General features: G+C 42.9%; 20 protein-coding genes and 1 pseudogene. 18 read left to right on the top strand and 3 right to left on the bottom strand.

Annotated elements, in window-relative coordinates; translation table 11 throughout:
- Positions 1-25 precede the first annotated feature (25 nt).
- The 8 genes and pseudogenes from ABFG93_RS14375 to galE all read left to right on the top strand — a co-directional run bounded on the left by ABFG93_RS14375 (position 26) and on the right by galE (position 6,932).
- Complete coding sequence (locus ABFG93_RS14375; RefSeq protein ID WP_347548712.1) at positions 26-589, top strand: class I SAM-dependent methyltransferase; 564 nt, start codon at positions 26-28, stop codon at positions 587-589.
- A 257-nt stretch (positions 590-846) separates the two neighbouring features.
- Positions 847-1,836 (top strand): LacI family DNA-binding transcriptional regulator, encoded by a 990-nt coding sequence (locus tag ABFG93_RS14380; RefSeq protein ID WP_347548713.1) that lies wholly within the window; start codon positions 847-849, stop codon positions 1,834-1,836.
- Between the two features lie 23 nt (positions 1,837-1,859).
- Positions 1,860-3,038, top strand: coding sequence for a galactokinase (locus ABFG93_RS14385; protein ID WP_347548714.1), 1,179 nt, complete (start codon positions 1,860-1,862; stop codon positions 3,036-3,038).
- Positions 3,039-3,062: 24 nt separating this feature from the next.
- A complete protein-coding gene (gene galT, locus ABFG93_RS14390; protein ID WP_347548715.1) occupies positions 3,063-4,598 on the top strand; it encodes a UDP-glucose--hexose-1-phosphate uridylyltransferase in 1,536 nt (511 codons plus the stop codon).
- A gap of 249 nt (positions 4,599-4,847) precedes the next feature.
- On the top strand, positions 4,848-5,117 hold the full coding sequence (locus ABFG93_RS14395) for a beta-galactosidase (protein WP_347548716.1): 270 nt from the start codon (positions 4,848-4,850) through the stop codon (positions 5,115-5,117).
- 45 nt (positions 5,118-5,162) lie between these two features.
- Positions 5,163-5,491, top strand: a pseudogene (locus ABFG93_RS14400) (beta-galactosidase trimerization domain-containing protein).
- A gap of 76 nt (positions 5,492-5,567) precedes the next feature.
- Complete coding sequence (locus ABFG93_RS14405; RefSeq protein WP_347548717.1) at positions 5,568-5,882, top strand: hypothetical protein; 315 nt, start codon at positions 5,568-5,570, stop codon at positions 5,880-5,882.
- Positions 5,883-5,945: 63 nt separating this feature from the next.
- Positions 5,946-6,932 carry a UDP-glucose 4-epimerase GalE gene (gene galE / locus ABFG93_RS14410; RefSeq protein WP_347552854.1) on the top strand — a complete coding sequence of 329 codons (987 nt, stop codon included), beginning with the start codon at positions 5,946-5,948 and terminating at the stop codon, positions 6,930-6,932.
- Between the two features lie 9 nt (positions 6,933-6,941).
- Here galE and ABFG93_RS14415 read toward each other — a convergent pair whose 3' ends face one another.
- Both ABFG93_RS14415 and ABFG93_RS14420 read right to left on the bottom strand, forming a co-directional pair.
- On the bottom strand, positions 6,942-8,501 hold the full coding sequence (locus ABFG93_RS14415; protein WP_347548718.1) for a zinc ribbon domain-containing protein: 1,560 nt from the start codon (positions 8,499-8,501) through the stop codon (positions 6,942-6,944).
- A 14-nt stretch (positions 8,502-8,515) separates the two neighbouring features.
- Positions 8,516-9,001 (bottom strand): zinc ribbon domain-containing protein, encoded by a 486-nt coding sequence (locus tag ABFG93_RS14420; protein WP_347548719.1) that lies wholly within the window; start codon positions 8,999-9,001, stop codon positions 8,516-8,518.
- A gap of 151 nt (positions 9,002-9,152) precedes the next feature.
- Between ABFG93_RS14420 and ABFG93_RS14425 the strand changes: the two genes are divergently transcribed.
- Positions 9,153-10,559: a zinc ribbon domain-containing protein gene (locus ABFG93_RS14425; protein WP_347548720.1), complete on the top strand. Its 1,407-nt coding sequence runs from the start codon at positions 9,153-9,155 to the stop codon at positions 10,557-10,559.
- Positions 10,560-10,623: 64 nt separating this feature from the next.
- Here the strand turns inward: ABFG93_RS14425 and ABFG93_RS14430 are convergent, their stop codons facing one another.
- Entirely contained in the window at positions 10,624-10,788 is a 165-nt protein-coding gene (locus tag ABFG93_RS14430; protein ID WP_347548721.1) for a hypothetical protein, read from the bottom strand.
- 332 nt (positions 10,789-11,120) lie between these two features.
- Here ABFG93_RS14430 and pcp point away from each other — a divergent pair, with 332 nt between their 5' ends.
- From pcp to ABFG93_RS14475, 9 genes are all read left to right on the top strand, one after another.
- On the top strand, positions 11,121-11,732 hold the full coding sequence (pcp, locus tag ABFG93_RS14435) for a pyroglutamyl-peptidase I (protein ID WP_347548722.1): 612 nt from the start codon (positions 11,121-11,123) through the stop codon (positions 11,730-11,732).
- 99 nt (positions 11,733-11,831) lie between these two features.
- Positions 11,832-12,131 (top strand): TIGR04104 family putative zinc finger protein, encoded by a 300-nt coding sequence (locus ABFG93_RS14440; RefSeq protein ID WP_347548723.1) that lies wholly within the window; start codon positions 11,832-11,834, stop codon positions 12,129-12,131.
- Positions 12,132-12,359: 228 nt separating this feature from the next.
- Positions 12,360-13,691, top strand: a complete 1,332-nt coding sequence (gene xylA / locus ABFG93_RS14445) for a xylose isomerase (protein ID WP_347548724.1) — start codon at positions 12,360-12,362, stop codon at positions 13,689-13,691.
- A 75-nt stretch (positions 13,692-13,766) separates the two neighbouring features.
- Positions 13,767-15,251, top strand: a complete 1,485-nt coding sequence (xylB, locus tag ABFG93_RS14450; RefSeq protein WP_347548725.1) for a xylulokinase — start codon at positions 13,767-13,769, stop codon at positions 15,249-15,251.
- 196 nt (positions 15,252-15,447) lie between these two features.
- Positions 15,448-16,371 (top strand): ROK family protein, encoded by a 924-nt coding sequence (locus ABFG93_RS14455; protein ID WP_347548726.1) that lies wholly within the window; start codon positions 15,448-15,450, stop codon positions 16,369-16,371.
- The gene (gene manA, locus ABFG93_RS14460) at positions 16,371-17,336 is read left to right on the top strand and encodes a mannose-6-phosphate isomerase, class I (protein WP_347548727.1); all 966 of its coding nucleotides are present in this window, start codon (positions 16,371-16,373) and stop codon (positions 17,334-17,336) included. The genes ABFG93_RS14455 and manA overlap by 1 nt, the downstream gene beginning before the upstream one ends.
- Positions 17,337-17,484: 148 nt before the next feature.
- Positions 17,485-19,227, top strand: coding sequence for an ABC transporter ATP-binding protein (locus tag ABFG93_RS14465; RefSeq protein WP_347548728.1), 1,743 nt, complete (start codon positions 17,485-17,487; stop codon positions 19,225-19,227).
- Entirely contained in the window at positions 19,202-20,959 is a 1,758-nt protein-coding gene (locus tag ABFG93_RS14470; RefSeq protein WP_347548729.1) for an ABC transporter ATP-binding protein, read from the top strand. The genes ABFG93_RS14465 and ABFG93_RS14470 overlap by 26 nt, the downstream gene beginning before the upstream one ends.
- Positions 20,960-21,095: 136 nt before the next feature.
- A complete protein-coding gene (locus ABFG93_RS14475; RefSeq protein WP_347548730.1) occupies positions 21,096-24,485 on the top strand; it encodes a hypothetical protein in 3,390 nt (1,129 codons plus the stop codon).
- Positions 24,486-24,638 lie beyond the last annotated feature (153 nt).

A 24,638-nucleotide genomic window follows, 5' to 3' on the forward strand; every position in this document is an offset into this window, starting at 1 on the left:
GACATTTATATAGGGAGGTATTCAGATGGTTGGTAGACGCTTTAAGCCCGGGAAAGCGGATCGACTTCTAGATCCAAAGCGAAGAGAAATCATTTCGCCAGAACAGGTCATGTCACTTCTAGATCTGCAAGCGACAGATCATGTGGCAGATTTAGGTGCTGGAAATGGGTATCTTACCCTGCCATTTGCAGGTGCAGTTGAGAAGGTTTATGCGGTTGACATTGAAAAACAAATGCTTGATCTTCTTCGTAAGCGTGCTTTAGAGCAAAGTGGAAATAACATTGACTATGTTGTGAGCGACCTTGAAAGTATTAACCTGCCCGATCAAGTCGCGGATAAAGCGATTGCAGCTTTTGTGCTTCATGAAGTGCCAGATCTTACCAAGGCATTTAAAGAGTTTAAACGGATCTTAAAACCAGGACAAATGTTCCTTTCACTTGAATGGGAAGCGATTGAGATGGACATGGGTCCGCCTTTACATGAACGGATTTCTTCTGAAGAGATGATGAGAATTTTTGAAGAGAACGGCTTGAAGCCAGAGGTGCATCATTTTCATGAAGCGGTATACGGAGTGTTAGCAAAAGTATAAATAAAAGGCCCTTTCTTTTTTGTATAAAAGAAAGGGTTTTTTCTATGCAACTGGTGGGGGTCAGAGAGGGGTCTGACCCCCATTAAGTAAATTTTTAGTAAATATTTACTTGACTGTCTTCACCTCGATATGTAAAAATTAAGACAATTATAAAAACATTCACTTTCAAATGATGCTAAAGCTGAAATATGTACTGATTATCAATCGAAGGTATTTTGATTGGAAGCAGACTAAGAGAATGAAAAAGGATGATGGCCATGGCAACGATTAAGGACATCGCACTAAAAGTGAAATGCTCTCCATCGACCGTTTCACGTGTCCTGAACTATGATGAAACCTTATCTGTCTCAGATGATACAAAGAAACGCATTTTCGAAGTAGCGGAAGAGCTTTCTTATAGTAAGAAAAGCGGTAAAAAGTCGCTAACTCCGAAAATAGCGGTTATCCATTGGTATACGGAAAAGGAAGAGCTAAACGATCTCTACTACATGTCGATTCGACTCGGGGTTGAGCAGCGCTGTCAGGAAGAACGACTTGACCTCGTGAAAATTTTTAAAGATAACTATGAGGATCTTGAGAAAGAAAATATTCAGGGCATGATTGCTGTTGGGAAATTCAGTAATGATGAAATTGCTTCGCTCACAAAGGTGACACCGAATATCGTTTTCGTCGATTATGACCCTGGTCAAGAGATGTATGATTCTGTTGTCGTTGATTTTGAAAAGGCGACTTATAAAGTGCTTGATTACTTTGTGAGTAGAGGGCACGAACGCATCGGCTATATTGGTGGAAGAGAGACTTTCCGTGATGCGAGCGCTGAGCTTCAGGATGAACGTGAGTCAACGTTTAAACTTTATATGGATGCACGCGGTGAAGCGGATGAAGCTTACGTTTATACCGGTTCCTTTACGGTTGATGATGGATATGCCCTTATGAACCAGGCGATTGATGAGTTTGGAGATGAACTTCCTACTGCTTTTTTCGTCGGAAATGACACAATGGCGATCGGCTGTCTTCGCGCTCTTCATGAACAAGGTATAACTATACCAGAGCGTGTGAGCTTAATTGGCGTAAATGATATTAGTGTATCAAAGTATGTGTACCCTGCTTTAAGTACGGTGAAAGTCTATACAGAATTAATGGGTGAGACGGCAGTTGGCCTTTTAATGGAGCGTATTTCAGGACGAAAGATCGCTAAGAAAGTGACGATGTCTACAAAGCTAAAGCTACGGAAAAGCAGCAAATAATTAAATGAGGTTGGGTGATTAATATGAAAGCGTTATTCGAACAATTTTCAAAAGTTTTTGGAGAGGGTGGAAGTCTCAGAAGCTTTTTCTCGCCAGGGCGTGTCAATCTGATTGGTGAACATACAGATTATAATGGCGGCCATGTTTTTCCATGCTCACTGAGTATTGGGACGTATGCTGTCGCTAGAAAAAGAGATGATTCTTTGCTTCGTTTTTACTCGATGAACTTTGCATCACAGGGCGTCATTGAAGTTGATGCGAAAAATCTGATCTATGAAGCAGCGCACGATTGGGCGAATTACCCTAAAGGGGTCGTGTCGATCTTTAAGCAACAGGGCTTTTCTGTAAGCGGATTTGACGTCCTTTATTTCGGAAATATCCCGAACGGTGCCGGTCTTTCTTCATCTGCTTCGATCGAACTTGCAACGTCTGTGTTACTAAATGAATTAAACGAGCTAAACGTCGACATGGTTGAGATGGTGAAAATGAACCAACGTGCAGAGAATGAATTCATTGGTGTGAACTGTGGGATCATGGATCAATTTGCGATTGGGATGGGGAAAGAAAATTCCGCTGTACTTCTTGATTGTAATACTCTCGATTACAGCTATAGTCCTGTTGAACTAAAAGATGCCTCGCTTGTTATTGCGAATACAAACAAACGAAGGGGGCTCGCGGACTCTAAGTACAATGAACGCCGGTCTGAGTGCGAGCGCGCACTTTCACAGCTGCAGGATCACCTCAGCATTCAATCGCTCGGTGATTTAACAATTGAAGCATTTGAAGCACATAAGCACATCATAACAAATGATGTTGATAAAAAGCGGGCAAAACATGCGGTTTATGAGAACGCTCGCACGATTGAAGCGGCAAAGCGTTTGAAGGCAAGAGATATTAATGCTTTTGGTCAGCTGATGAATGAGTCGCACATTTCTTTACGAGATGACTATGAAGTAACTGGCTTTGAGCTTGATGCGTTAGTTGAAGCTGCTTGGGCAGAAGATGGCGTGATAGGCTCACGTATGACCGGGGCGGGATTTGGTGGTTGCACAATTAGCATTGTCGAAAATTGTTACCTCGAAGCATTTCAAACAAACACAGCAAACACATATAAAAAGAAAACTGGATTATTACCTGAATTTTACGTGGTTGAAATAGGTGCTGGTGCAAGAGAAATAAATCACATAACTGAAGCACTGTAATTTTTAGAGGGGTGGAAAGAAACCATGACTGTCATCTATCACGAAATCGATCGTCTCCTCCGTTACGGGATAAAGAAAAAGCTCATCAGTGAATGGGACCTGGCGTACGCTCGAAATCAGCTTCTTGATGTACTCGAGTTAGATGAGTATCAAGGCGTGGAAAAGCATCCTGATATTCCAGAAAGTCCAGTTGAGATACTAGAAAACATCCTCGACTGGGCTTCCCGAAATGGGAGATTAGTAGAAAACACTGTTACATTTCGTGATTTACTCGATACGAAACTGATGGGCTGTTTAACAGAGCGACCTTCAGGTGTAGTGCATCAGTTCGAAAAGACGTATAAGGAAACAGGCCCAGAAGCTGCGACGGCAGAATTTTACCAGTTTTCAAAAGGTGTTCATTACATTCGCACCGATCGAATTGCGAAGAATGAAGACTGGCTAACCTCTACTGACTATGGCGATATGGAAATAACCATTAATCTTTCCAAGCCAGAGAAGGACCCAAAAGCGATTGCGGCAGCCAAAAAGGTAAAAGCAAGCGGTTACCCGGAATGCTTGCTTTGTAAAGAAAATGTCGGCTATGCGGGACGCGCCAATCATCCTGCAAGACGGAATCTTCGCCTTATTCCTGTGACGCTTGAAGCGCAAAAGTGGTATTTACAGTACTCTCCTTACGTTTACTACAACGAGCACGCGATCGTGTTATATGGGGAGCATGAGCCGATGAAAATCTCGCGTGGAACGTTTGACAGATTGCTTGAGTTTGTAATGAAGTTTCCACACTACTTTATCGGGTCGAATGCAGATCTACCAATTGTAGGTGGTTCGATTCTGAGTCATGATCATTTCCAGGGTGGCAAACACGATTTACCGATGGCGAAAGCAGAAATGGAGCGTTCTGTTTCACTTTCGACTTATTCTCATGTGAGAGCAGGAATTGTGAAATGGCCAATGTCTGTTCTCAGGTTGCAGGGTGAAAACAGAGAAGATCTAGCAGAATTAGCTGATGGCATTCTCCATTTCTGGAAGGGGTACAGTGACGAAGATGCTAACATTCGTTCGTTTACGGGTGATGAACCCCATAACACGATTACACCGATCGCACGGAGAAATGGGACATTATTTGAACTTGATCTTGTGTTTCGGAACAATCGTACGACAGAAGAGCATCCGATGGGGCTTTTTCATCCCCATGCAGAGGTTCATCATATTAAAAAAGAGAACATTGGTTTAATTGAAGTAATGGGGCTTGCGGTGCTACCGGGAAGACTACAAGAAGAGCTTCAGCTTCTAGGAGAATGTTTTCTCTCTGATGATCCGATTAGCTGCATTGAAAAGGATGATCGGATTAGGAAGCATGCAACATGGGCGGAAGGGCTTTTAGAAAAGTACACTGAGTTTACGGAAGTGAACGTCGCATCGCGTTTACGTGATGAAGTGGGGTTAGTATTCTCTGACATTCTAAGTCACGCAGGAGTTTTCAAGCGGGATCCTTCCGGCCAGGCGGCGTTTGATCGATTTACAGTTGCTCTGAACACGTACTTAACTGAAAAATAATCCTACTGGCCGGCATCTGGCTGGCTTCTTTAAGTAACCCACCAGCTCAGGAATGTAGGTCAATTAAGACGTTTAAGTGGGGGCAATTGTCCCTAAAGATCCAACGATCAGAGGAGGATGAAGCAACCACTCTGATCCTTAGTTTCACGCAATAGTATTGATACAGAAGGAGCTGATGATATGTATATTGACGTTGATTATTGCCCGGAGCAGTGGCCGAAAGAGCGATAGACGGAAGGTGTTCGACTGATGAAAGAGTTTGGTGTAAACGTTGTTCGGATTGCCGAGTTCGGCTGGCAGTTAATGGATCCTGAAGAAGGAAAGTATGATTTTTCGTTGTACGATGAAGCGATTGAGCTTTTGACGGCGAATGACATCAAGGTTGTTCTTGGGATCCCAACGGCAACGCCACCTGCGTGGATGGTTCAGAAGTACCCTGACATTTTGCCGGTTGATCCGAATGGGACGGTTATTTCTTTTGGAGCCAGACGGCATTATACGGTAAATAGTGACGTGTAGCGAGACTTCCTTCGTTTCTATAGTCCAGCTCACCATTTGAATGCGATGACGGATATCGTTACGAAGGAAAGCAACCTTGATAGGTATAAAGTGCTTGTTGTACCGGTTTATTTCCTGACTGATCAACGGTTAACGAGAAGATTTCGCGTTTTGCTAAGCAAGGCGGAACGGTGATTTTGTCCTATCGTTCCGGTGTGAAGGAACAGAATAATTTTGTTGTGGGAGATACCCTTCCTGGTGTTCTTCGAGAGCTTGCAGGAGTGGGAATTAACGAATATGAGTCGCTTCAACTTGGCCAATGCAATACGGTTGAAGGAGTTAGAGGTGCTGTTTCCGGTGTGAACTCAGTTGCTTCGACCTGGGACCTGGTGTGATCTCGTTGAACCAACGACAGCTGAAGTACTTGCTGAATAACGTAACTGCTTCTATGAAAAAACGGCGGCGGTTACGATGAATCAATTTGGTAAAGGAAACTTTTATTATATCGGTTCTGCGCTTGATAATGAACTAATGGATGCACTGTATTTGGATATATTTAAAGAAAAAGGTGTAGGCATTATGGCCTCTTCAGGCGATAACATTGAAGCAGTTACGCGTACTGGGGCTGATGAATCCGTTTTCTTGAGTGTTGTGAACCATTCAACTGAAGAAGCAGGTACATTGACGCTTCCGGAGGGAACGTGGGTCGATCCTGTATCACATAAGGAGTTTTCAGGGGAGATGCTTTTAGCTCCACTCGCAGCTCATGTGCTTCGTTCGAAGTAAGTAGTATTTTCCGGGAAATAACGAGGGGATTCGACCCTGATTTTACAAAATGGAGGGATAATGATGGCGATTTTGGTCACAGGAGGCGCCGGTTATATTGGGAGCCACACCGTTCTGTATTTACGCGAGATGGACGAAGAAGTAGTAGTATTGGATAATTTATCGAAAGGGCACGAACAGGCAGTGCTTGATGTTCCGTTTTACAAAGGGGACCTAACAGATGGCAAAGTGCTTGATCAAATTTTTGCGGATCATTCGATCGATTCTGTGGTTCATTTTGCGGCAAGTTCACTTGTAGGAGAGAGTGTTACGAATCCACTCGAATATTATCGGAATAATGTGGCGGGTTCGCAGGCATTTATGTCGAAGCTTGTGGAACATAATGTGAAGCACATCGTCTTTTCGTCGACAGCGGCAACATATGGTAATCCAGAACGGATACCAATCGAAGAAGATGACGTTACAAAACCGACGAATCCTTATGGAGAAACAAAGCTTGCCATCGAGAAAATGCTTCGCTGGTGTGATGATGCATACGGCTTTAAGTCAGTTTCACTTCGTTATTTTAACGCAGCTGGTGCAGATCCTGAGGGAAGGATTGGCGAAGACCACGATCCGGAATCTCATTTAATTCCGATCGTTCTCCAGGCTGCACTTGGTCAACGTGAGAAAGTGTCCATTTTTGGAAATGATTATGATACGAAGGACGGGACGTGTGTGCGTGATTACATCCATGTTCTTGATCTTGCGCAGGCTCATTACCTTGCACTGAAAAAGATGAAGGAAACGAATGAAAGTGGAATCTACAATCTTGGAAATGGAAAAGGGTTCACGGTGAAAGAAGTGATTGATACATGTAGAAGTGTGACTGGAAAAGAGATAAAGGCTGAAACTGCTCCTCGCAGAGCAGGAGATCCTGCTATTCTCATTGCATCATCAGCACATGCGATCAATGAGCTTGGTTGGAACCCCGTTTATCCGGAACTTTCCCAAATTGTTGAGCACGCCTGGAGATGGCATCAGAGTAATCCAGGAGGGTATGACGATTGAAAAAGGGGGTCAGACACGTGTCTGACCCCTTACTTTCTTCCAATAAGCCCCCGCGATGGCGAGTAGTGTTGAGAAGATAAAGCATTTGAAGAAAGTGCTAATGAAAGAGAACCCTATGAAAAGAGAAGGGATATCTGTGAAGCTCATCGTTTCTATCATGTCTCTTCCGTAAAACTCAAATCCAGTATTCGTCCCTGCTGTAAGTAATCCGATGAGAAACGCGTAAATAAAACCAAACAGCACCATTCGATGAAATTGAATGGGACCTTGCTGCTGGAGACGATATCCTGACCAGATAAAGAGAGTGATCGGAATCAGTAATCCGACTAACAAATACTTCAGGTTTCCTGGATCACTGAATGCCAGTGTAAACAAAGGGTCACTGGAATCTATTTTGAGGCCAGATAAAATCGAGTAAATGACCTGCATATTTTCACCGATTCCGTTCACTTCGATGGTTAGTGGAGAGAGGTTAAGGACGTTCCAGAGAAGCAAGCCACCCTGGACAGCGATAATGATGAAGACGCTAGCCGGCATGGTTTCATAGGTTAGCCAGGCCACTTCGGTGTCCGTTATATAGCGATAGAGCAGAAAAACCGTGATCACGATAGAGGTTGAGATTCCAATAAGGATTGTTCGTAATCCTTCTTTAAGTGGGGAGGACGTAAGTGATTTCATAGTCCCGCTGCCAAATAAAATTCCCATAAAGGAAAAGATCGTTCCGATTAAAAATCCGACAAGTAGTGCTCTAAAAAAAGGATAACTATTTTCAATCGCTAAACTTGCTGTCATCAGTTCTTCTTTTACCGATCCATCGAATGAAAAACCTGCAAATAGCGCAATAATGGCTGTTAGGCCACCGTAAATGACTCCGATCAAGAGGGAGGATATCCAATATTGCTGTGTATCAAGATCATTTCTTCTACCGTAGAAATAGCCCGTCACCAGCAGGGCGGCGATTGGAAGGAGTAAAAGGATCAGTGCTCCTGACTGTATGTGTACGCCACCGGTAAATGTTTCAGGTCCTGCTTGTAGATCAAACGAAAGCTTGGAATTGAGCAGATGCGCTGACATCCAGTAATCGGTCATTCCGATGAAAGGATCAGTTGGAATTACAGAGCTTTCCCCACTGTAATCGAAATAAAAACTATTCACGACGTCATCCGGGGCGAGGCCCGTGTTCTCTTCAAAGGTTTCTTGAAAGGCAACTGCTTGCTCCTGGAACCCTTCTGCAAAGAGAAGTGACGCGATCCCCACCATTAAAAATGCAAGAAAGGCGCAAAGTATAGCCATTCTTTTGTTGATGCGGTTTAGGTCTGGAAGTGTTTTAGTTGGATCAGCCGCTTCTTTAACACGTTCATATCTAAATGGGATAAAGGTTAATTGGAATGTTCCACACTGGATGCAATAAAGGTGCTCACCTGTATTAGAAGTGCCACAATCAGAACAGAATTTCGGGGTAATTTCTGTGGTTACATGTGGTTGCTGATCATGTTGCTGAAATGTCCCATCGAACGGACAATAATTATCTCCAAATGGAACCTCGTTACCGCAGGTTCTGCAATACATGCTGTAAACGCCTCCTACCCATTTTTAGCCCCACAACAACCGCAAAATAGAGCGGCTTGAGGGACATCTTCCTGACATAGTGAGCATGATCTGATAGGAACTGAAGTTGGTGCTTCAGAAGTTTGTACCTTGCTTCCACAGCTTCCACAAAAGCTATCTTCGTCGCTAACAGTGGCTCCGCACTCACAAGCCTGACCGCTAGATTCTTTTCGTAGCTGCATTTCTAGAGCTTTGTTCGCCTGATAGAGTTCTAGATCATATTGTTGAACGCGCTGAGCCTGTTCATTTAGTTCAGAATGCTGAACTTCGCCTTTCCTTACGAGACGATAAGCAAGTTCACCGAGCTGATTGATAATTTTTGATCGATTTGTAGCAGCGTCACTTGCGGTTTTTTTAAGCTGAGATACCTCCTGTGCAGTTTGAAGTTTGTTTTTCCCTTGCTGTAAGCCGTCTTGAAGTTTGGATAACCCTCCACCAATTTTGGTCTGTAAATCAGACATGACCGTCCCCCCTTTTTAGCGTGTACTTTTTCATAGTTATGTAAAAAGTCACTATACATGTTAAAAAAGTGCATAAGAAGATCGTATGAAAAAGAGGTCATAAATAGTAATTTCTGCCATATGATTTGGAATAATGGCAGGAGGTGGGAGAATGAATTGGTGTGGGTACTGTAGCAGGGAAGAGACCAGTGCATTTTGTGTGAAATGCGGACGTCAGGTAACGAAATCAGACCAGGTACGCCATGGAAAATGGGGGATCTGGGTAATGATTGTAGTCGCGCTGGTTATTATTTTGGGTGGAAGTTTCTACACGTTACGAGTACTATCATCTCCTGAGCGCACAGTTGATCGGTTTCGAGAGGCGATGATGCAGGAGGATTACGATGAGATGGCCACGATGGTCACTCATGTGAATCCCATTCTCTCACATAAGTCAGAAATCGTAAGTTTTACGAATTTAATTAAGAATCATCCCGAGCAGCGTATGCTTCTTATTCAAGATCTTGAGCGTCAAGCGAAGGCTTTAAAGGATCATGAATACGTGAAACCTAATAAAGACTTACTTATTCAAATGAAGTTAGTAGAAGAGGGAAAAACATTTTTGATATTCAATAATTACGCGATCACACCTGTTCCAATTTACGTAGAGGTGTACACGCAGTTTCCAGATACAACCCTTTTTGTTAATGAGGAAGAAGCTGGCGAATTTAATGGTACTGCGAAGAAAACAGGCCCTTTCATACCTGGCTTCTATCAGTTAAAAGCAGAACTAGAGAATGAAGGGTATAAGATGCGGGGAGAAGCCGAAGTCGAATTAATATACCCTGGGGAAACAGAACAAATCGATCTTCCTGTGAATGGGGCGTATGTATCTCCGAATTCTAATTATGAAGATGCTGTTCTATTTATTAATGGAAAAGGTACGGGTAATACGGTGGGGGAAACAGGCGAAATTGGACCTTTTCCAATCGACGGATCTGTTGTCATGCACGTTGAAAAGACGTTTGAAGTAGGTGTTGTGAAAAGTCCTTCAGTCCGTTTGGAGGGGGAAGATGTCTATTTAGCAATTGATTATAGTGAGCCAGAACCGGTTGTAATCGAGAAGGAAGTGCCATCTGAAACGACAGAGGTATTTGCCAGCGTTAATCAATCTGAACCAATTATTCAGGCAGTGAATACGTATTTGAGAGATTGGATTAATGCATATGAACATCTGGACACCAGTTATTTTACGAACCTGACGCCAGAGCTTTATTCCTATTTCGAAGATCGCTTTGTCTCCGTTAGACAAAATAATGGGGCATTCACGGGAGAGGTGCTAGAAGCTGCATTTGATATGGATAGTCTCGTGATCCATTCTTCAGGGAAAGTGGCAGAGGTAGATGTTCTCATTACAATGGATTCCGCTAACCATGAACCAGGTGATCAAAACGTTAGAACAGAAGTTACTTCAAGTGCTTTTCACTATAAGCTAGTGAAGAGTAATGGAAATTGGTTGATCAATAGCCGAGAAGAAGTGGAACATATTGACTTAACAAACGCTGTTATATTTCCCTGATAGAAGTTCCACTTTATTAATGCGGTAGTGTAGTGGGGGTCAGGCTTGCGCCTGACCCCCACTTTTAGATAAACGAAGAAATCAGTAACGCAAGAAATACGAGCGAGATTGCTCCGAGAAAGATCACTCCCATTTTGCGAATGGCAGGTGGAAATCGTTCTGTTAACGGCACTCGGATCAGAAAAATGAGGATTGCGAGTGAAAGAATAAGAAGTAAGAAATAGCCCAAAGGTTACACCACCAGTTCTGTTTTTAATGGTGTTCCCTATGAGCTTATGAATCAATCATTTCACTCCGTCCTCTGTTAATGAATCACTTTCCTTTGAAATAGTGCTAATAGTCTATATGACGGTGATTCTCATTTAAGTAGATAAATCTCTGCTTTAAAGGGGTGGGGGACAGACCCGTTACCGGTGACGCCAGTGACGCTACTCACTACGCTATGGTAGAAATTTACTAAAAATTCAAGGTTGAAATTCATCCTTTTAGGTAATAGAACAGTATGCAAACTAGTCTGCACCTGTCTTGGACTCTTACTACTATGTGAAAGGGGAGAATTGGATGAGCAAGTTGCTTTTAACTGGATTTGAACCTTTTCTTGAACATCGTCATAATCCAACCGAGCAAATCGTTAGAGAATTTGATGAAGAAGTAGTTGGAGGGTTTGAGGTTATTTCACGAGTCCTGCCAGTAGACTACGAACGGGCATCGGAAATGTTGATTGAGTATATTGAGCAATGCGAACCGATTGCCCTCATTATGCTGGGACTTGCAGCAGATCGGACGAAGGTAACGCCTGAGCGGATTGCGATCAATGTGAATGACAGTGTGGAAGATAATTCAGGAAATGCTCCGGTTGATCAACCAATTGTTGAGGGGGGACCAGCTGCTTATTTCTCAACGCTTCCTATTAAAAAAATGACCGACGCACTCGTACAAAATGGCATTCCAGCAGAGATTTCAAATACCGCAGGAACGTATTTGTGTAACAACGTGATGTATAGCGTGCTCTATGCACTCGAACAAAAAGGGCTTGATATTCCAGCGGGCTTCGTACATGTGCCACCTACTTTCGAGATGACACTCCATCACTCTGCACATACCGGCTTCCCATTTACGAGTATACGTGACTCGGTCAGGATTATCATAAATACCCTTTCAGATGAAGAATAGTATCGTTTTCAAAAAGAGCTGAGCCATCTGGTTCAGCTTTTTTTGAACCGTGAAACCACAATCGCCTCTAAATCGTAGAAAGAGTAGGGAGTGATAGTAATGGCAATTTGTCAACGATGCCACAAGAAATGGACGTGGAAAGAGACGTTCGCTTCAATGTTTACATTTAAGAAAGCAATCACTTGTCCAAAATGCCGAGGCAAGCAGTATATAACACGTGACTCAAGAAATAATTTATCGATCATTCCGACCTTTGTTGCGATGCTCTGGTTGCCTCTAGTGTTAGTTGGGATTAAGTTCCCAATCATTATAGCTATTGAGATCACCACGAGCTTGATAGTGTTATTACTTTTGCCTTTCTTTTATAAGGTAACGAATGAAGAAGAGTCGATGTGGTGAAATAACCTTAACTTAGTAAGAACAATAACGTGTTCTTAAATCTTTGTTTATCTAATAGACAAACTAACAGAGTGGTGCTATAATTCATTATGAAAGCAGTTACATAATTGATTCTGTGAAACACGATTAATCAGAATCGAAAGTAGCTTGACAGGAAGTTCAGAGTTAACTTATAAAGTGAGAAAATCGTTATTAGAAGCTTTAATTATACTCAAGGAGGAATATATTATGGCGTATTTCAACAATATTAACCGCATTCAGTATGAGGGAGCGCAGTCTTCCAATCCATTCGCATTTAAATATTACAATCCTGACGAAAAAATTGGTCATAAAACGATGAAAGAGCATCTTCGCTTTTCGATCGCATACTGGCACACGTTTACCGCAGATGGAGCAGATCCATTTGGGGCTGGAACAATGCTGCGTCCTTGGAGTGAATATAGCGGCATGGATCAAGCGAAAGCAAGAGTAGAAGCGGCTTTTGAATTGTTTGATAAGCTTGACGCACCTTTCTTTTGTTTCCACGATGTAGATGTAGCACCAGAAGGAGAAACACTTAAAGAATCGTATGACAACCTTGATACAATTGTATCGATGATAAAGGATTATATGAAGACAAGCTCTACTAAACTTCTATGGAATACGGCAAACATGTTCACGCATCCGCGATTTACACATGGTGCTGCGACAACATCTGAAGCAGATGTGTTTGCTTATGCAGCTGCTAAGGTAAAAAAAGGCCTAGAAGTTGGGAAAGAGCTTGGCGCAGAGAATTATGTTTTCTGGGGTGGACGTGAAGGGTATGAAACGTTGCTCAACACAGATATGAAGCTTGAGCTTGATAATCTTGGGCGTTTCTTTCACATGGCGCTTGATTATGCGAACGAAATTAATTTTACTGGACAATTTCTCATTGAACCAAAACCAAAAGAACCGTCTAAACATCAATATGATTTTGATGTAGCAACATCTCTATCATTCCTACAAAACTATGATTTGCAGGATCATTTTAAATTTAATATTGAAGCTAATCATGCAACGCTTGCTGGGCACACCTTTGAACATGAACTTCATACCGCTCGAATCAATGGAATGCTGGGCTCTGTTGATGCGAATCAGGGTGATACGCTGCTTGGATGGGATACAGATGAATTTCCAACGGATTTGTATGCGACAACCCTTGCGATGTATGAGATTCTTAAGAATGATGGACTTGGAAAAGGTGGTCTGAATTTCGATTCAAAAGTTCGTCGAAACTCTTTTGATCCTGAAGATTTATTCCATGCACATATTGCTGGAATGGACAGCTTTGCAATCGGCTTAAAGGCTGCACATCAGATGCTTGAAGACCGTGTACTTGAGAACTTTATATCGGATCGCTATTCCAGCTTTTCTGAAGGAATCGGTAAAGAAATTATCGAAGGAAAAACGGATTTTCACAAGCTTGAACAGTATGCATTAGGTCTTTCAAATATTGAGACAAAATCTGGACGTATGGAAAAGTTAAAAGCAGAAATCAATTCATACTTATTGAACGCTTTCTCTAATGTTCGTGTATAAGTTAGAGTGGACTAAACAGTTAAATAAGTAAAGGATTCAAATGGTAAGCATGGATCCAGGTAAGGAGGAACTCCCTTGAGCTATGTCGTAGGAATTGATCTTGGAACAAGTGCGGTGAAAGTGATTGCTGTTGATCGCACTGGGCGGGTTCAGGCTGAGGTATCAAGAAGCTATCCGCTTCATCATCCAAAGTCGGGGGTTAGCGAACAAAATCCCGGAGACTGGGTAGAGAAAACACTTGATGCATTACATGAATTGACAAAGGAGATCCCGGCATCAGACATTGATGGAATGAGTTTTTCAGGTCAAATGCACGGTCTTGTTTTGTTGGATGAACAGTATCAACCGCTACGTCCGGCTATTCTCTGGAATGATACGCGTACAACAGAACAATGCCGTACCATTGAGGAACAGGTGGGGAAGGAACGTCTTCTCGAGATAGCAAAAAATCCTGCACTTGAAGGGTTTACACTCCCTAAATTACTCTGGGTGAAGGAGAATGAACCTGATCTATATGAGAAAGCAACCCTCTTTCTTTTGCCGAAAGATTATGTGCGCTATCGGTTTACGGGTGAGCTTTACATGGATTATTCGGATGCAGCAGGGACGCTATTAATGAATGTAAGTGAGAAAACCTGGAGTGATGAAATTGCATCCAGGACAGGTATCAGTCGATCACTATGCCCTCCCTTAATAGAATCAACTGAAAGGGTTGGCGCTTTTAAGGATGGTCTTGTAGAAGGTCTAACGAATGTTAGTGTTTTTGCAGGTGGGGCTGATAATGCTTGCGGAGCTATCGGGGCAGGGATTCTCGAACCGGGAAAAACACTTTGCAGTATCGGAACCTCGGGTGTAATCCTTTCTTATGAGGAGGATACTGATCTTACTGTTGATGGTAAAATTCATTATTTTAATCATGGAAAAGCAAATGCATATTATACGATGGGTGTGACTCTTTCTGCAGGCCAGAGCTTAAGCTGGTTTAAAGAGCAATTTGCTGAAGATACCCCTTTTGAAGAACTTTTATCTGATCTAGATGACGTCCCTGCAGGCTCGAATGGGCTCCTATTCACTCCTTATTTATCAGGAGAGAGAAGTCCACATGCTGACGCTCTTATAAGAGGAAGTTTTATCGGCATCGATGCTTCACACACACGAAAGCATCTCGTTCGTTCAGTCCTTGAAGGCATTACCTTCTCATTGAATGAGTCTCTGGCTATTTTTAGAGAGAGTGGCAAAGAAATTGATGAGATTGTTTCAATTGGCGGTGGTGCGAAGAATGACAGCTGGCTTCAAATGCAGGCTGATATTTTTAACGCGACTGTCACGAGACATGAAAGTGAAGAAGGACCAGCGCTTGGGGCGGCAATGCTTGCAGCTTTTGGATGCGGATGGTTTCCGACTCTAGAAGCATGTGCGGACTCTTTTCTAAAAGTCAAAAAGCAGTTTACACCGAATGATGAGAATGTAAAAGCTTATCATAAGCTATTTTCGTTATACCAGTCCGTATATGGACAAACAAAAGAGTTAAATCAAAAGTTAAACGAATACCGAATCTAAAAAACATAACCAAACAGCGAGTGCTTCGGCACTCGCTGTTTGTATGCTGATTTGATTCAGATCCACCTTATACCGTGGATCTCCCCTCAATAACTTCTAAAATATCTTAAGCGAATAGTCACATTTTAATTGGACCCCTTCGTTTCAGCGCTTTTCATGATAATATAATAGAAAAGATTCTTAAGGAGGTAGGTCGTTGGAGAACGTTTACATTGGTGTTGATCTTGGAGGCACGAATCTTCGTGTCGGACTTGTCGATCAGAACGGCCAGATGCTTCAGTATAAGCAAATTCCTACAGAAGCAGAGGCGGGTTACGAAACAATAATTGAGCGAATGATCGCATTAATTAAGGATGTAAAGAAGGCATACTCAGCTAAATCGATTGGGATTGGCTGTCCCGGTCCTCTCAATCCGTTTGATGGCATTGTTGTATCACCGCCGAATCTACCAGGCTGGAAGGACATACCGATTACAAAGCTTGTTGAAAAGGAAATTGGAATTCCGGTTTATCTTGTGAATGATGCAAATGCTGCTGCGCTTGGTGAAGCCATGTTTGGCGGTGGCCACGGTAAAGACAGCTCCTTTTACATAACTGTTAGTACAGGAATTGGCGGTGGATACGTGCAAAATAATCGCCTGATTCAGGGTGAACACGGATATAGTGCTGAGATTGGCAATATGATCATTAAACCTGGTGGTCCGAAACATGCCAATATGAATGCTGGTTCTCTTGAAGCACTGGCTTCAGGTACTTCAATTGCACGGGAAGGAAGAGAACGACTCGGTATAAGTGGTGGTACTGAAGAGGTGTTCCGGTATGCTGAAGAAGGAGACCAAATGGCCATTGCTATTATAGATGAAGCAGTCGATGCCCTGGCAATTGGCATTGCAAATCTTGTTCATTCTGTCGATCCAGATGTTTTTATACTTGGCGGAGGTGTCATGAAGGCAAAAGAAATGATTCTTCCACTCCTTCGTGAAAAAGTTGATGGCTATGTCTATGAAGGTCTTCGTGGAAAAATAACCATTGAATCGGCTAAGCTTCATGATAAGGCAGGTATCGTTGGCGCTGCGATGCACGGTCGTCAGAAGGCAGAAAATAATCGTAAGGAGGAATAATGATGTATCAACACGAACCACTTTTTTTAAATCCAGAATTTAAAGACCGGCTCTGGGGCGGCACGAAGCTAAGGGATGTATTTGGCTATTCGATCCCAACCGAGACGACAGGGGAATGCTGGGGGATTTCAGCACATCAAAATGGACCAAGTGAAGTAAGAAATGGTCCACTTGCCGGGAAAAAATTGAACGAAGTTTGGCAAAGTAATCGAGAATTATTTAATGATGAAGCAGGAGATCATTTTCCATTATTAGTGAAGATTCTTGATGCGGATCGTGACTTATCAGTACAGGTCCATCCTGATGATACATATGCACGAGAAATAGAAGGAGAAGCATACGGAAAGACGGAGTGCTGGTACATCATTGACTGTGACCCAGGTTCTGAATTAATCTTTGGACATCATGCCAAGTCGAAGGAATCATTCGAGCAGATGATTGCAGACGGAGAATGGGACAGCTTGCTTCGACGGGTTCCGATTGAGCCAGGTGAACTTTACTTTGTGCCAAGCGGAACCATTCATGCGATTGGTGCGGGAACGATGATCCTTGAAACACAGCAGAGTTCAGACACTACTTATCGTGTTTATGACTACAATCGGACAGATGGAAATGGGAACACAAGAGAGCTACACATTGAACGGTCAATCGACGTCTCGACGATTCCTCACGTGGATCCTGGTTTTCATCCAGTGGTGAAAGAAAACGACGGGCTGAAGCAAATTCAACTTGTAGAATCCGAGTACTTTACAGTTTATCGCTGGGAAGTTGATGGAGAATATAACAGCACTGTGGATCATTCTTATTTGCTCGTAAGTGTGTTGAGCGGCGAAGGGCATATCTCTTCAGGAGAAGCTTCTTTTTCAGTGAACCAGGGCGATCATTTTATTATCCCATCAACAATGAAGGAATTTAAACTTGAAGGCGATCTAGAAATGATCGTATCAAAGAGTAATAAAGCATAAGGTGGAAACCAGCTCATAGAGCTGGTTTCATTTTTCATTCAGGACCCTGTATACATATTTCTTCGAGTCCCTAAATACCATTTAGAATGGTATAAATGGTATAATGATCGTATTTTAAGGCAGGTCTTAGGGAAATCAGGAGGGTGCCATGCGGAATGTATTATCGTTTATTAAACCATACCGAGTAGCTGCGTTTATTGCGGCTCTTTTGATGTTAGTTGAGCTAGTTGTTGAACTGTGGCTGCCGTTATTAATGGCGGACATTATTGATAATGGTATCGTAAAAGAAGATCTCAATGTAGTCACTAAATTGGGGATTTTCATGCTCGTACTCACGGTGATTTCATTTGTTGGTTCAATTATCAACACGTTTCTCGCCTCTTATGTAAGTCAACATTATGCCTTCGACTTAAGAAAAGCCCTCTTCGAAAAAGTGCAGTCTTTCGCATTCGCAGATTTCAATCGGTTTCCTACTTCTTCGCTTATTACAAGATTAACAAATGATGTAAACCAGGTTCAGCTGGTTGTATTTATGGGTCTTCGCATTATGGTGAGGGCACCCTTGTTAGTGGTGGGTGGCGTCGTGATGGCATTTGTCGTTGATGTTCAATTGGCCCTATTGTTAACAGCTGCGATCCCGCTCGTCAGCGTGTTTCTCTATTTTGTGATGAAAAAGGGGGTGCCTCTCTTCAGTTCAGTACAGGACAAACTTGATCGCGTAAACGGTGTCTTGCGTGAAAATCTCGTAGGCGTTCGGCTCGTGAAAGCCTATCGGAGAAGCGATCATGAACAGGGGCGTTTTCAAGGTGTGAATGACAATTTAATGAACCAAACGGTTACATCTCTTCGTCTAATCGAGCTTGCTACACCAGTATTATTAATTCTAATGAATGCGGCCATTGTAGCTGTGATCTGGTTTGGTGGCTTGAAGGTTGTTGGAGGAGGCGCGCAGGTCGGGGAAGTAGCAGCTATTATTACTTACGGCACGCGCATAACTGTTGCACTGACAATGTTTTCGTTTATTCTCATGCTTTTATCGCGAGCAAAAGCTTCCGCAGAGCGAATGCAGGAGGTGCTCGTGACACCTACAACCAAAAGAGACGCGGGCGGTGTATCCGTTCATAAGATCGAAAAGCTCCAGTTTGAAAACGTCCATTTTCATTATCCTGATTCAGAAGATGATGTATTAAGAGACATCAGTTTTAACGCTCAAATTGGTCAGCTGATTGGCGTGATCGGAGCGACAGGTGCAGGAAAGTCGTCACTCGTTCAGCTTATCCCGGGGCTATACAATCCTGCATCGGGTGTCATTAAAGTAAATGATGTTGATTTACATGACCTTGATCTTGAAGAGTTAAGAAGTCGAATCGGCATGGTGTCACAGGAGGTGGTTCTGTTTAGCGGTACGATTGGCGAAAACATTCGGTGGGGGAAAGAAGAGGCCGATCAAACAGAAGTCGAGGCTGCTGCTAAAGCAGCGCAAATTCATGATTTTATTATGTCGCTTCCGAAGCAATATGACACGATCCTTGGTCAAAAAGGAGTTAACCTGTCAGGTGGGCAAAAGCAGCGACTGTCAATCGCCCGCGCGCTTATTCGCACCCCGGACATTTTGATTCTAGATGACAGTACAAGTGCGCTTGATCAGAGCACAGAAGCGAGACTTCAAGAAGCATTAAAGGGGCAGGAGTTTCCTGGGATGATTTTCCTTATTGCTCAAAAAATCAGTTCGATTAAAGAGGCGGATCACATTCTCCTACTTGATGAAGGAGAAATCATTGGCGAAGGAACGCATGATGACCTGCTTATGAATCATCCGGTCTACCGTGATATTTATATTTCTCAGTATGGAGAGGAGGCATTCAATGAGCTCAAACAACAATCTTTCTAAACAGCCTGGTAAGAAGCGACCAGATGATTTGAAAGGTACTGTTGCAAGAATCTGGCGTTATCTGTCAAAGCGAAAGGGACTTTTAACCGTTGTCTTTCTCATGGTTGTGATAAGTTCAGGATTTAGTCTGCTTGGTCCATATCTGACGAGCCTAGCGATCGATAACTACCTTGTTGTTGGTGACTTGAATGGTCTTCCGCTCATTTTAGGTGTACTCGTACTGGTGTATATTTTGCAGTCTGCAGCTACTTTTTTTCAAAATTACTGGATGATTGGAATTGCTCAGGAGACCGTTTATCGAATGCGGAAAGATTTGTTTCACCACCTCCATCGTCTCCCGATTCCTTTCTTTGATAAGAAGACACATGGAGAGCTTATGAGCAGGTTAACCAATGATATTGAGAATGTGAGTAAAACGTTGAACACTTCGGTTATTCAAATTTTCTCAAGCGTTTTAACCCTTATTGGAGCCGTCTCACTTATGCTCTGGCTTAGTCCGTTGCTCTCAGCCATCACCTTTACCATCATTCCACTTATGCTGATTGGGATGAAATGGATTACAAAACATACTGGCTATTATTTTAAGGAACAACAGCGGAATCTTGGTGATCTAAATGGTGTGATTGAAGAAACGCTTTCTGGACAGCAAATCGTGAAATCCTTTTCTCAGGAAAAGCGAGTTTTAAAGCAGCTTGATGAAAAGAACGAAGCACTCAGAACGTCTGGGTTCTGGGCGATGACGTATTCGGGGTTTATCCCAAAACTGATGAATGTCCTGAATAACTTGAGTTTTGTATTAGTTGCGGCAGCTGGAGGATGGCTTTCTTTGAAAGGCATGGTCTCGATCGGGGTGATCGTAGCCTTTATTCAATATTCTCGTCTGTTTACTCGACCGCTTAACGATCTTGCAAATCAGTTTAATACAATATTGTCAGCCGTTGCAGGGGCTGAACGAGTTTTCAAAGTACTCGATGAAGAAGTCGAGCAAGTGGACGATCAGGATGCGATTACGCTTGATCAGATAAAGGGTAAAGTAGCATTCAATAACGTTTCTTTTTCATACGAAGAAGGCGAGTCGACATTATCAGGCGTGTCTTTTCTAGCGAATCCCGGGGAATCGGTTGCGATTGTAGGACCTACCGGGGCTGGTAAAACAACGATTGTTAACTTGCTGATGCGGTTTTATGAAGTGAACAGTGGCACAATTGAAGTTGACGGTCACGATCTTAGAAAAATAAAGCGAGACAGTCTGCGAGCCAAAATGGGGTTTGTGCTTCAGGACACCTTCTTATTTGAAGGGACCGTACGGGAAAACATTCGCTACGGAAGGCTTGATGCAAGTGATAAGGAAGTGGAGGAAGCAGCACGTGTTGCTAACGCCCATTCGTTTATTTCAAGATTGTCAGATGGTTACGATACTATTTTGAAACAGGATGGCGGCGGAATCAGCCATGGTCAGCGTCAGCTTCTCTCAATCGCAAGGGCGGTACTAGCTGATCCTGCGATTCTTATCCTTGATGAAGCAACAAGCAGTATTGATACAAGAACTGAAATTCACATCCAGAAAGCTCTTTGGGCGCTTATGGAAGGACGAACAAGCTTTGTCATCGCCCATCGCCTCAATACGATTCAGCGTGCTGATCAAATCCTTGTGTTAGAAAAGGGTGAGATCGTTGATAGAGGGACTTATGATGAATTGTATAACGAGAGAGGGGGTCAGGTCGGTACCTGACCCCCTCTCTTTTTTCTTGCAATAAATTAACTGAACAAAAAGAAAAATCCAATAATCATATTGTCAGCTAGTTTCGAGTATGAGTAAACTAAGAATAGAAGCAGGAAAAAGTTGTTAATTAGTGGAGGTGGGAAACTTGGAAACAAAAGAGAGAGAGGAAGCGTTTCGATCAGAGTTAAAACGACTCAGGCTTCAGGATTACATAACAGGGAATACGTATGAAGTCGTTGCAACAGCTTATCAAAAGATGGTACAACCTGCAGAGGACCTGGACCATGCTGAACCAATGCCAGAGGTATCTTCCAAACACCAAAAAGCAATTGAACCACCTGCAAAACCAAAGAAAGAGAAAAAGGTGAAATCAGCTCAGGAACTGCGCGATCGTAATCTAACCTGGATTTTGATTATAGGCGTAGTCTTTCTATTGCTTGGGGCATTGGTTCTGGCCACCAGCACCTGGGAAGTGATGACATCAGCCATGAAAACCGCGCTGATCGCCGGTATATCTGCTGTGTTCTTCGGCATAAGCTGGCTCAGTGGACACAAGTTGAAAATTGAGAAAACCGCGTTTGCTTTTCTGATCCTCGGCAGCCTTTTTCTGCCGATTGTTGTGCTTTCAGCAGGGTACTTCCAACTGTTCGGGGAATGGCTTTCTGTTACAGGAGATGGAAATGAAGTGCTCGGACTCTTCGGGGTGCTCCTCTGCTTGCCGCTTTACGTCTTACAGGCGATGCGTCAGCGTTCAAGATTGTTTGTCTGGTTTTCGTTTGTAACACTCAGTATTGGAGCTCACTTTTTCATTGGGATGTTCAATCCTTCTATAGATATCTTTTATTTTGGAATCGTGCTGTTTAATGGGTTGTTGTTGCTTACTTATACGAAAACAAAGCACATAGAAAGTGTCGCGCTTTTCACGAAAGAGCTTCCGATTTATGCGCAGGGAAATCTTGTTCTATCAACCTTGCTTCTCCTATTCTTTTACGAAAGTGAAGTTTTCTATAGTTTTAACGTGATTCTTACTGCCGTGCTCTATCTTGCAATGGTGTATATAGGAAAGCAAAAAGAATACCATTTCGTTTTCACTTTCCTTTTGATCTATGGCATCTATCAGCTAATCGAGCATTCCCTCCTTGGCACAGTTGACGTTATGGTATACGCACTTGTTGGCTTTCTGTTTATTGGGATACAGATGCTTGAACCCTTCCAAACCGGGTATCTGAAAAAGTCATTTCAGTTTACGAGTGCGATCGTCTCATTTTGCGCGTTCTTTTTTATTAGCTATAAAGGCTTAATCTTAAGATGGGATGATCCTTCATGGCTGCTCGTGCTGAGCTATTTCTTAATCAGCTTGAATTATATATACCTTGCTAATCTATCTCGCTTCCGTGTGTTCGGATTGCTTGCACCGGTTTTCCTTGCAGCAGCCGGGCTGTATCCAATCGCTCTGCTTTATCAAAATCCTTCAAGTCAAACTGTAATGACACACATGTTTGTAACAGCGCTTCTCCTCTATGGAGGAGGGTATTACTGGAATAGTTGGCGTTATACGAAACATATTCAAACAGGTTCACTGTTTGTTTCATTTGGGCCAATGAGCCTTGCTGTTCTGATCGGGCTTGTCACAGAAAGCTGGCTGCTAACCAGTTTATTTTTCCTAATAGTTGGCATGATTCACTATACGATCTCTAGAAAAGCAAAATGGTCATGGCTTCGCGTCTCAGCACGAGGGTTAAACCCTGTTAGTTGGTCGCTTGCTTTGCTTGTCCTTTTTCCTCTATTGGCACAAGCAAGGGTCTATGAAAATGTGTTTGGCTTCCCCTTCCATGCAGGGATCACAGGAGTTATTATCATTCTTATCCATTACGCATGGCATCAAAAAGGTGAGGGAGAGGAGAAGCTTGCTGAGACGACGTTTTGGACGGGTGTTAGCGTCTATGGACTTGCCCTCTTGTTCCTGATCACCACGCCAATCAATGAGTTGTTTATTAGAACAACAATGCTGCTTGGAGCGACCGGTGTTCTGTTTTTAATAGTGAAGAGAACAAATGAATTAATGCTCTGGTACCTTATCAGCGCCTTCACTCTTGGTGCTTATCTTTCTGCCGCTGAGGCGTTTCCGTTACAGGGGACTTTACAGTGGGTGATAGGCAGTATTGTGCTGATTGGGATTGCAGAAATAGCAGGTAAACATGAGTTTGTAAAGAAAGCATTCTTCTATTCTGCGCATCTATATTTACCGATGGCTATTTTCTATACGGCTATTGACCAAGAAAATGATCCCATTCTATACGGAATTGCATTGCTAATCTATCTGTACACGATTCTGACAAGAAAAAGGGAATGGGAAATCCGTACGTTTCTCTATGCAGGGTTTACTATGCTTCCATTTCTTTATTACTCGATTGTTACCACATTTGAACTGAATGAAGAGGCTATGACGTATATTGGATTTGCTTCAGGTCTTGTCATATTCGGACTCTGGCTCATCCTGGACGAAAAGTGGAAGGAGCGGATTAAGTGGTATGCAGTGCCGTTTGCGGTGATTGGTCTTGTGCCATTTGCGGTGCAATACATCGCTATTCCTTTACTTCCGTTCGCACTCGCTGTTAGTTATGCCATCATCACGCTATATGTGATGCACAGGTCAGGATGGCAGTTGTTTACGGTCTTGCCGCTCCTGTTTATCATATTGTTCATCATGTTGCTTCCACTCGACAACATTGAAACGATTTCTCTTGTCTACGTGGTATCGGCTTCGTTCATTCTTACGGCAGGGTTGTTTATTCATCAAAAGCTTTTCTCGTTTCAGGCGAAAAGGATGCTTGGAAATCATCTCGACTGGTATTCAGTAGCGGCTTTCTTGCTTGTATTAAACGTGTATGGAAATGCCCTTACCCAAACTCTTTGGGTGGAGGAGCTACCAGCAATCTTTATCGTTGCTTTTCTTGCCCTTCAAATTAGAAGAGTTCCAGTTGGGTTACCATCTCGCGTTGTAAAAAGTGTGACAACAGTAAGCTTGTTGATTCCATACTATACGCTTCTCCGTCATATTGACCTGAACGAATACATTGTAACCGAAGTGTATATCCTGCCATGGATAGGGCTTGCTATTTATCTTTCCAAACGAACATGGGTAAATGAAGAGCGAATCATGAGATTGGTTGAGTGGTTGGTCCTTTCAATTGTAGCTGCCATTTTAGTAGCAGACGCCTTGATGAGCAACACCATCATCGATGCGCTTATTGCAGGAAGCCTATCGCTTATTTCTCTCCTAGCAGGCTTCTTTTACCGGATTAAATCTTACTTCATTATAGGGAGTAGTGTGCTATTACTAAACCTGTTTCTACAGACCCGGCCATACTGGGGAAACATGCCGTGGTGGGCGTATCTATTGATCGCAGGTTCAACGCTTATTGCTGTTGCAAGCTTTTATGAATGGCAAAAGCAAAACAAAGATAAAGAAGGAAACACGCTACTGCAATTGAAAAAGCAGCAGTGGCTTGCTCGCTGGAACAGTTGGCGATGAAAAGAAAGCTGTCTCCCGAAAAAGTACTTATCCGGGGACAGCGCTTTTTTATTTGAAAAGTGGTTGATGACGAGGGGTGAATTAGCGATATAATAGGTTTAAAATCATTTTAGGGGGTCAGTCACGTTACCGGTGACGATAAAATATAAGGGA

Origin of the sequence: Pseudalkalibacillus hwajinpoensis (genome assembly GCF_039851965.1) — a bacterium.
GTDB lineage: Bacteria > Bacillota > Bacilli > Bacillales > Guptibacillaceae > Guptibacillus > Guptibacillus hwajinpoensis_E.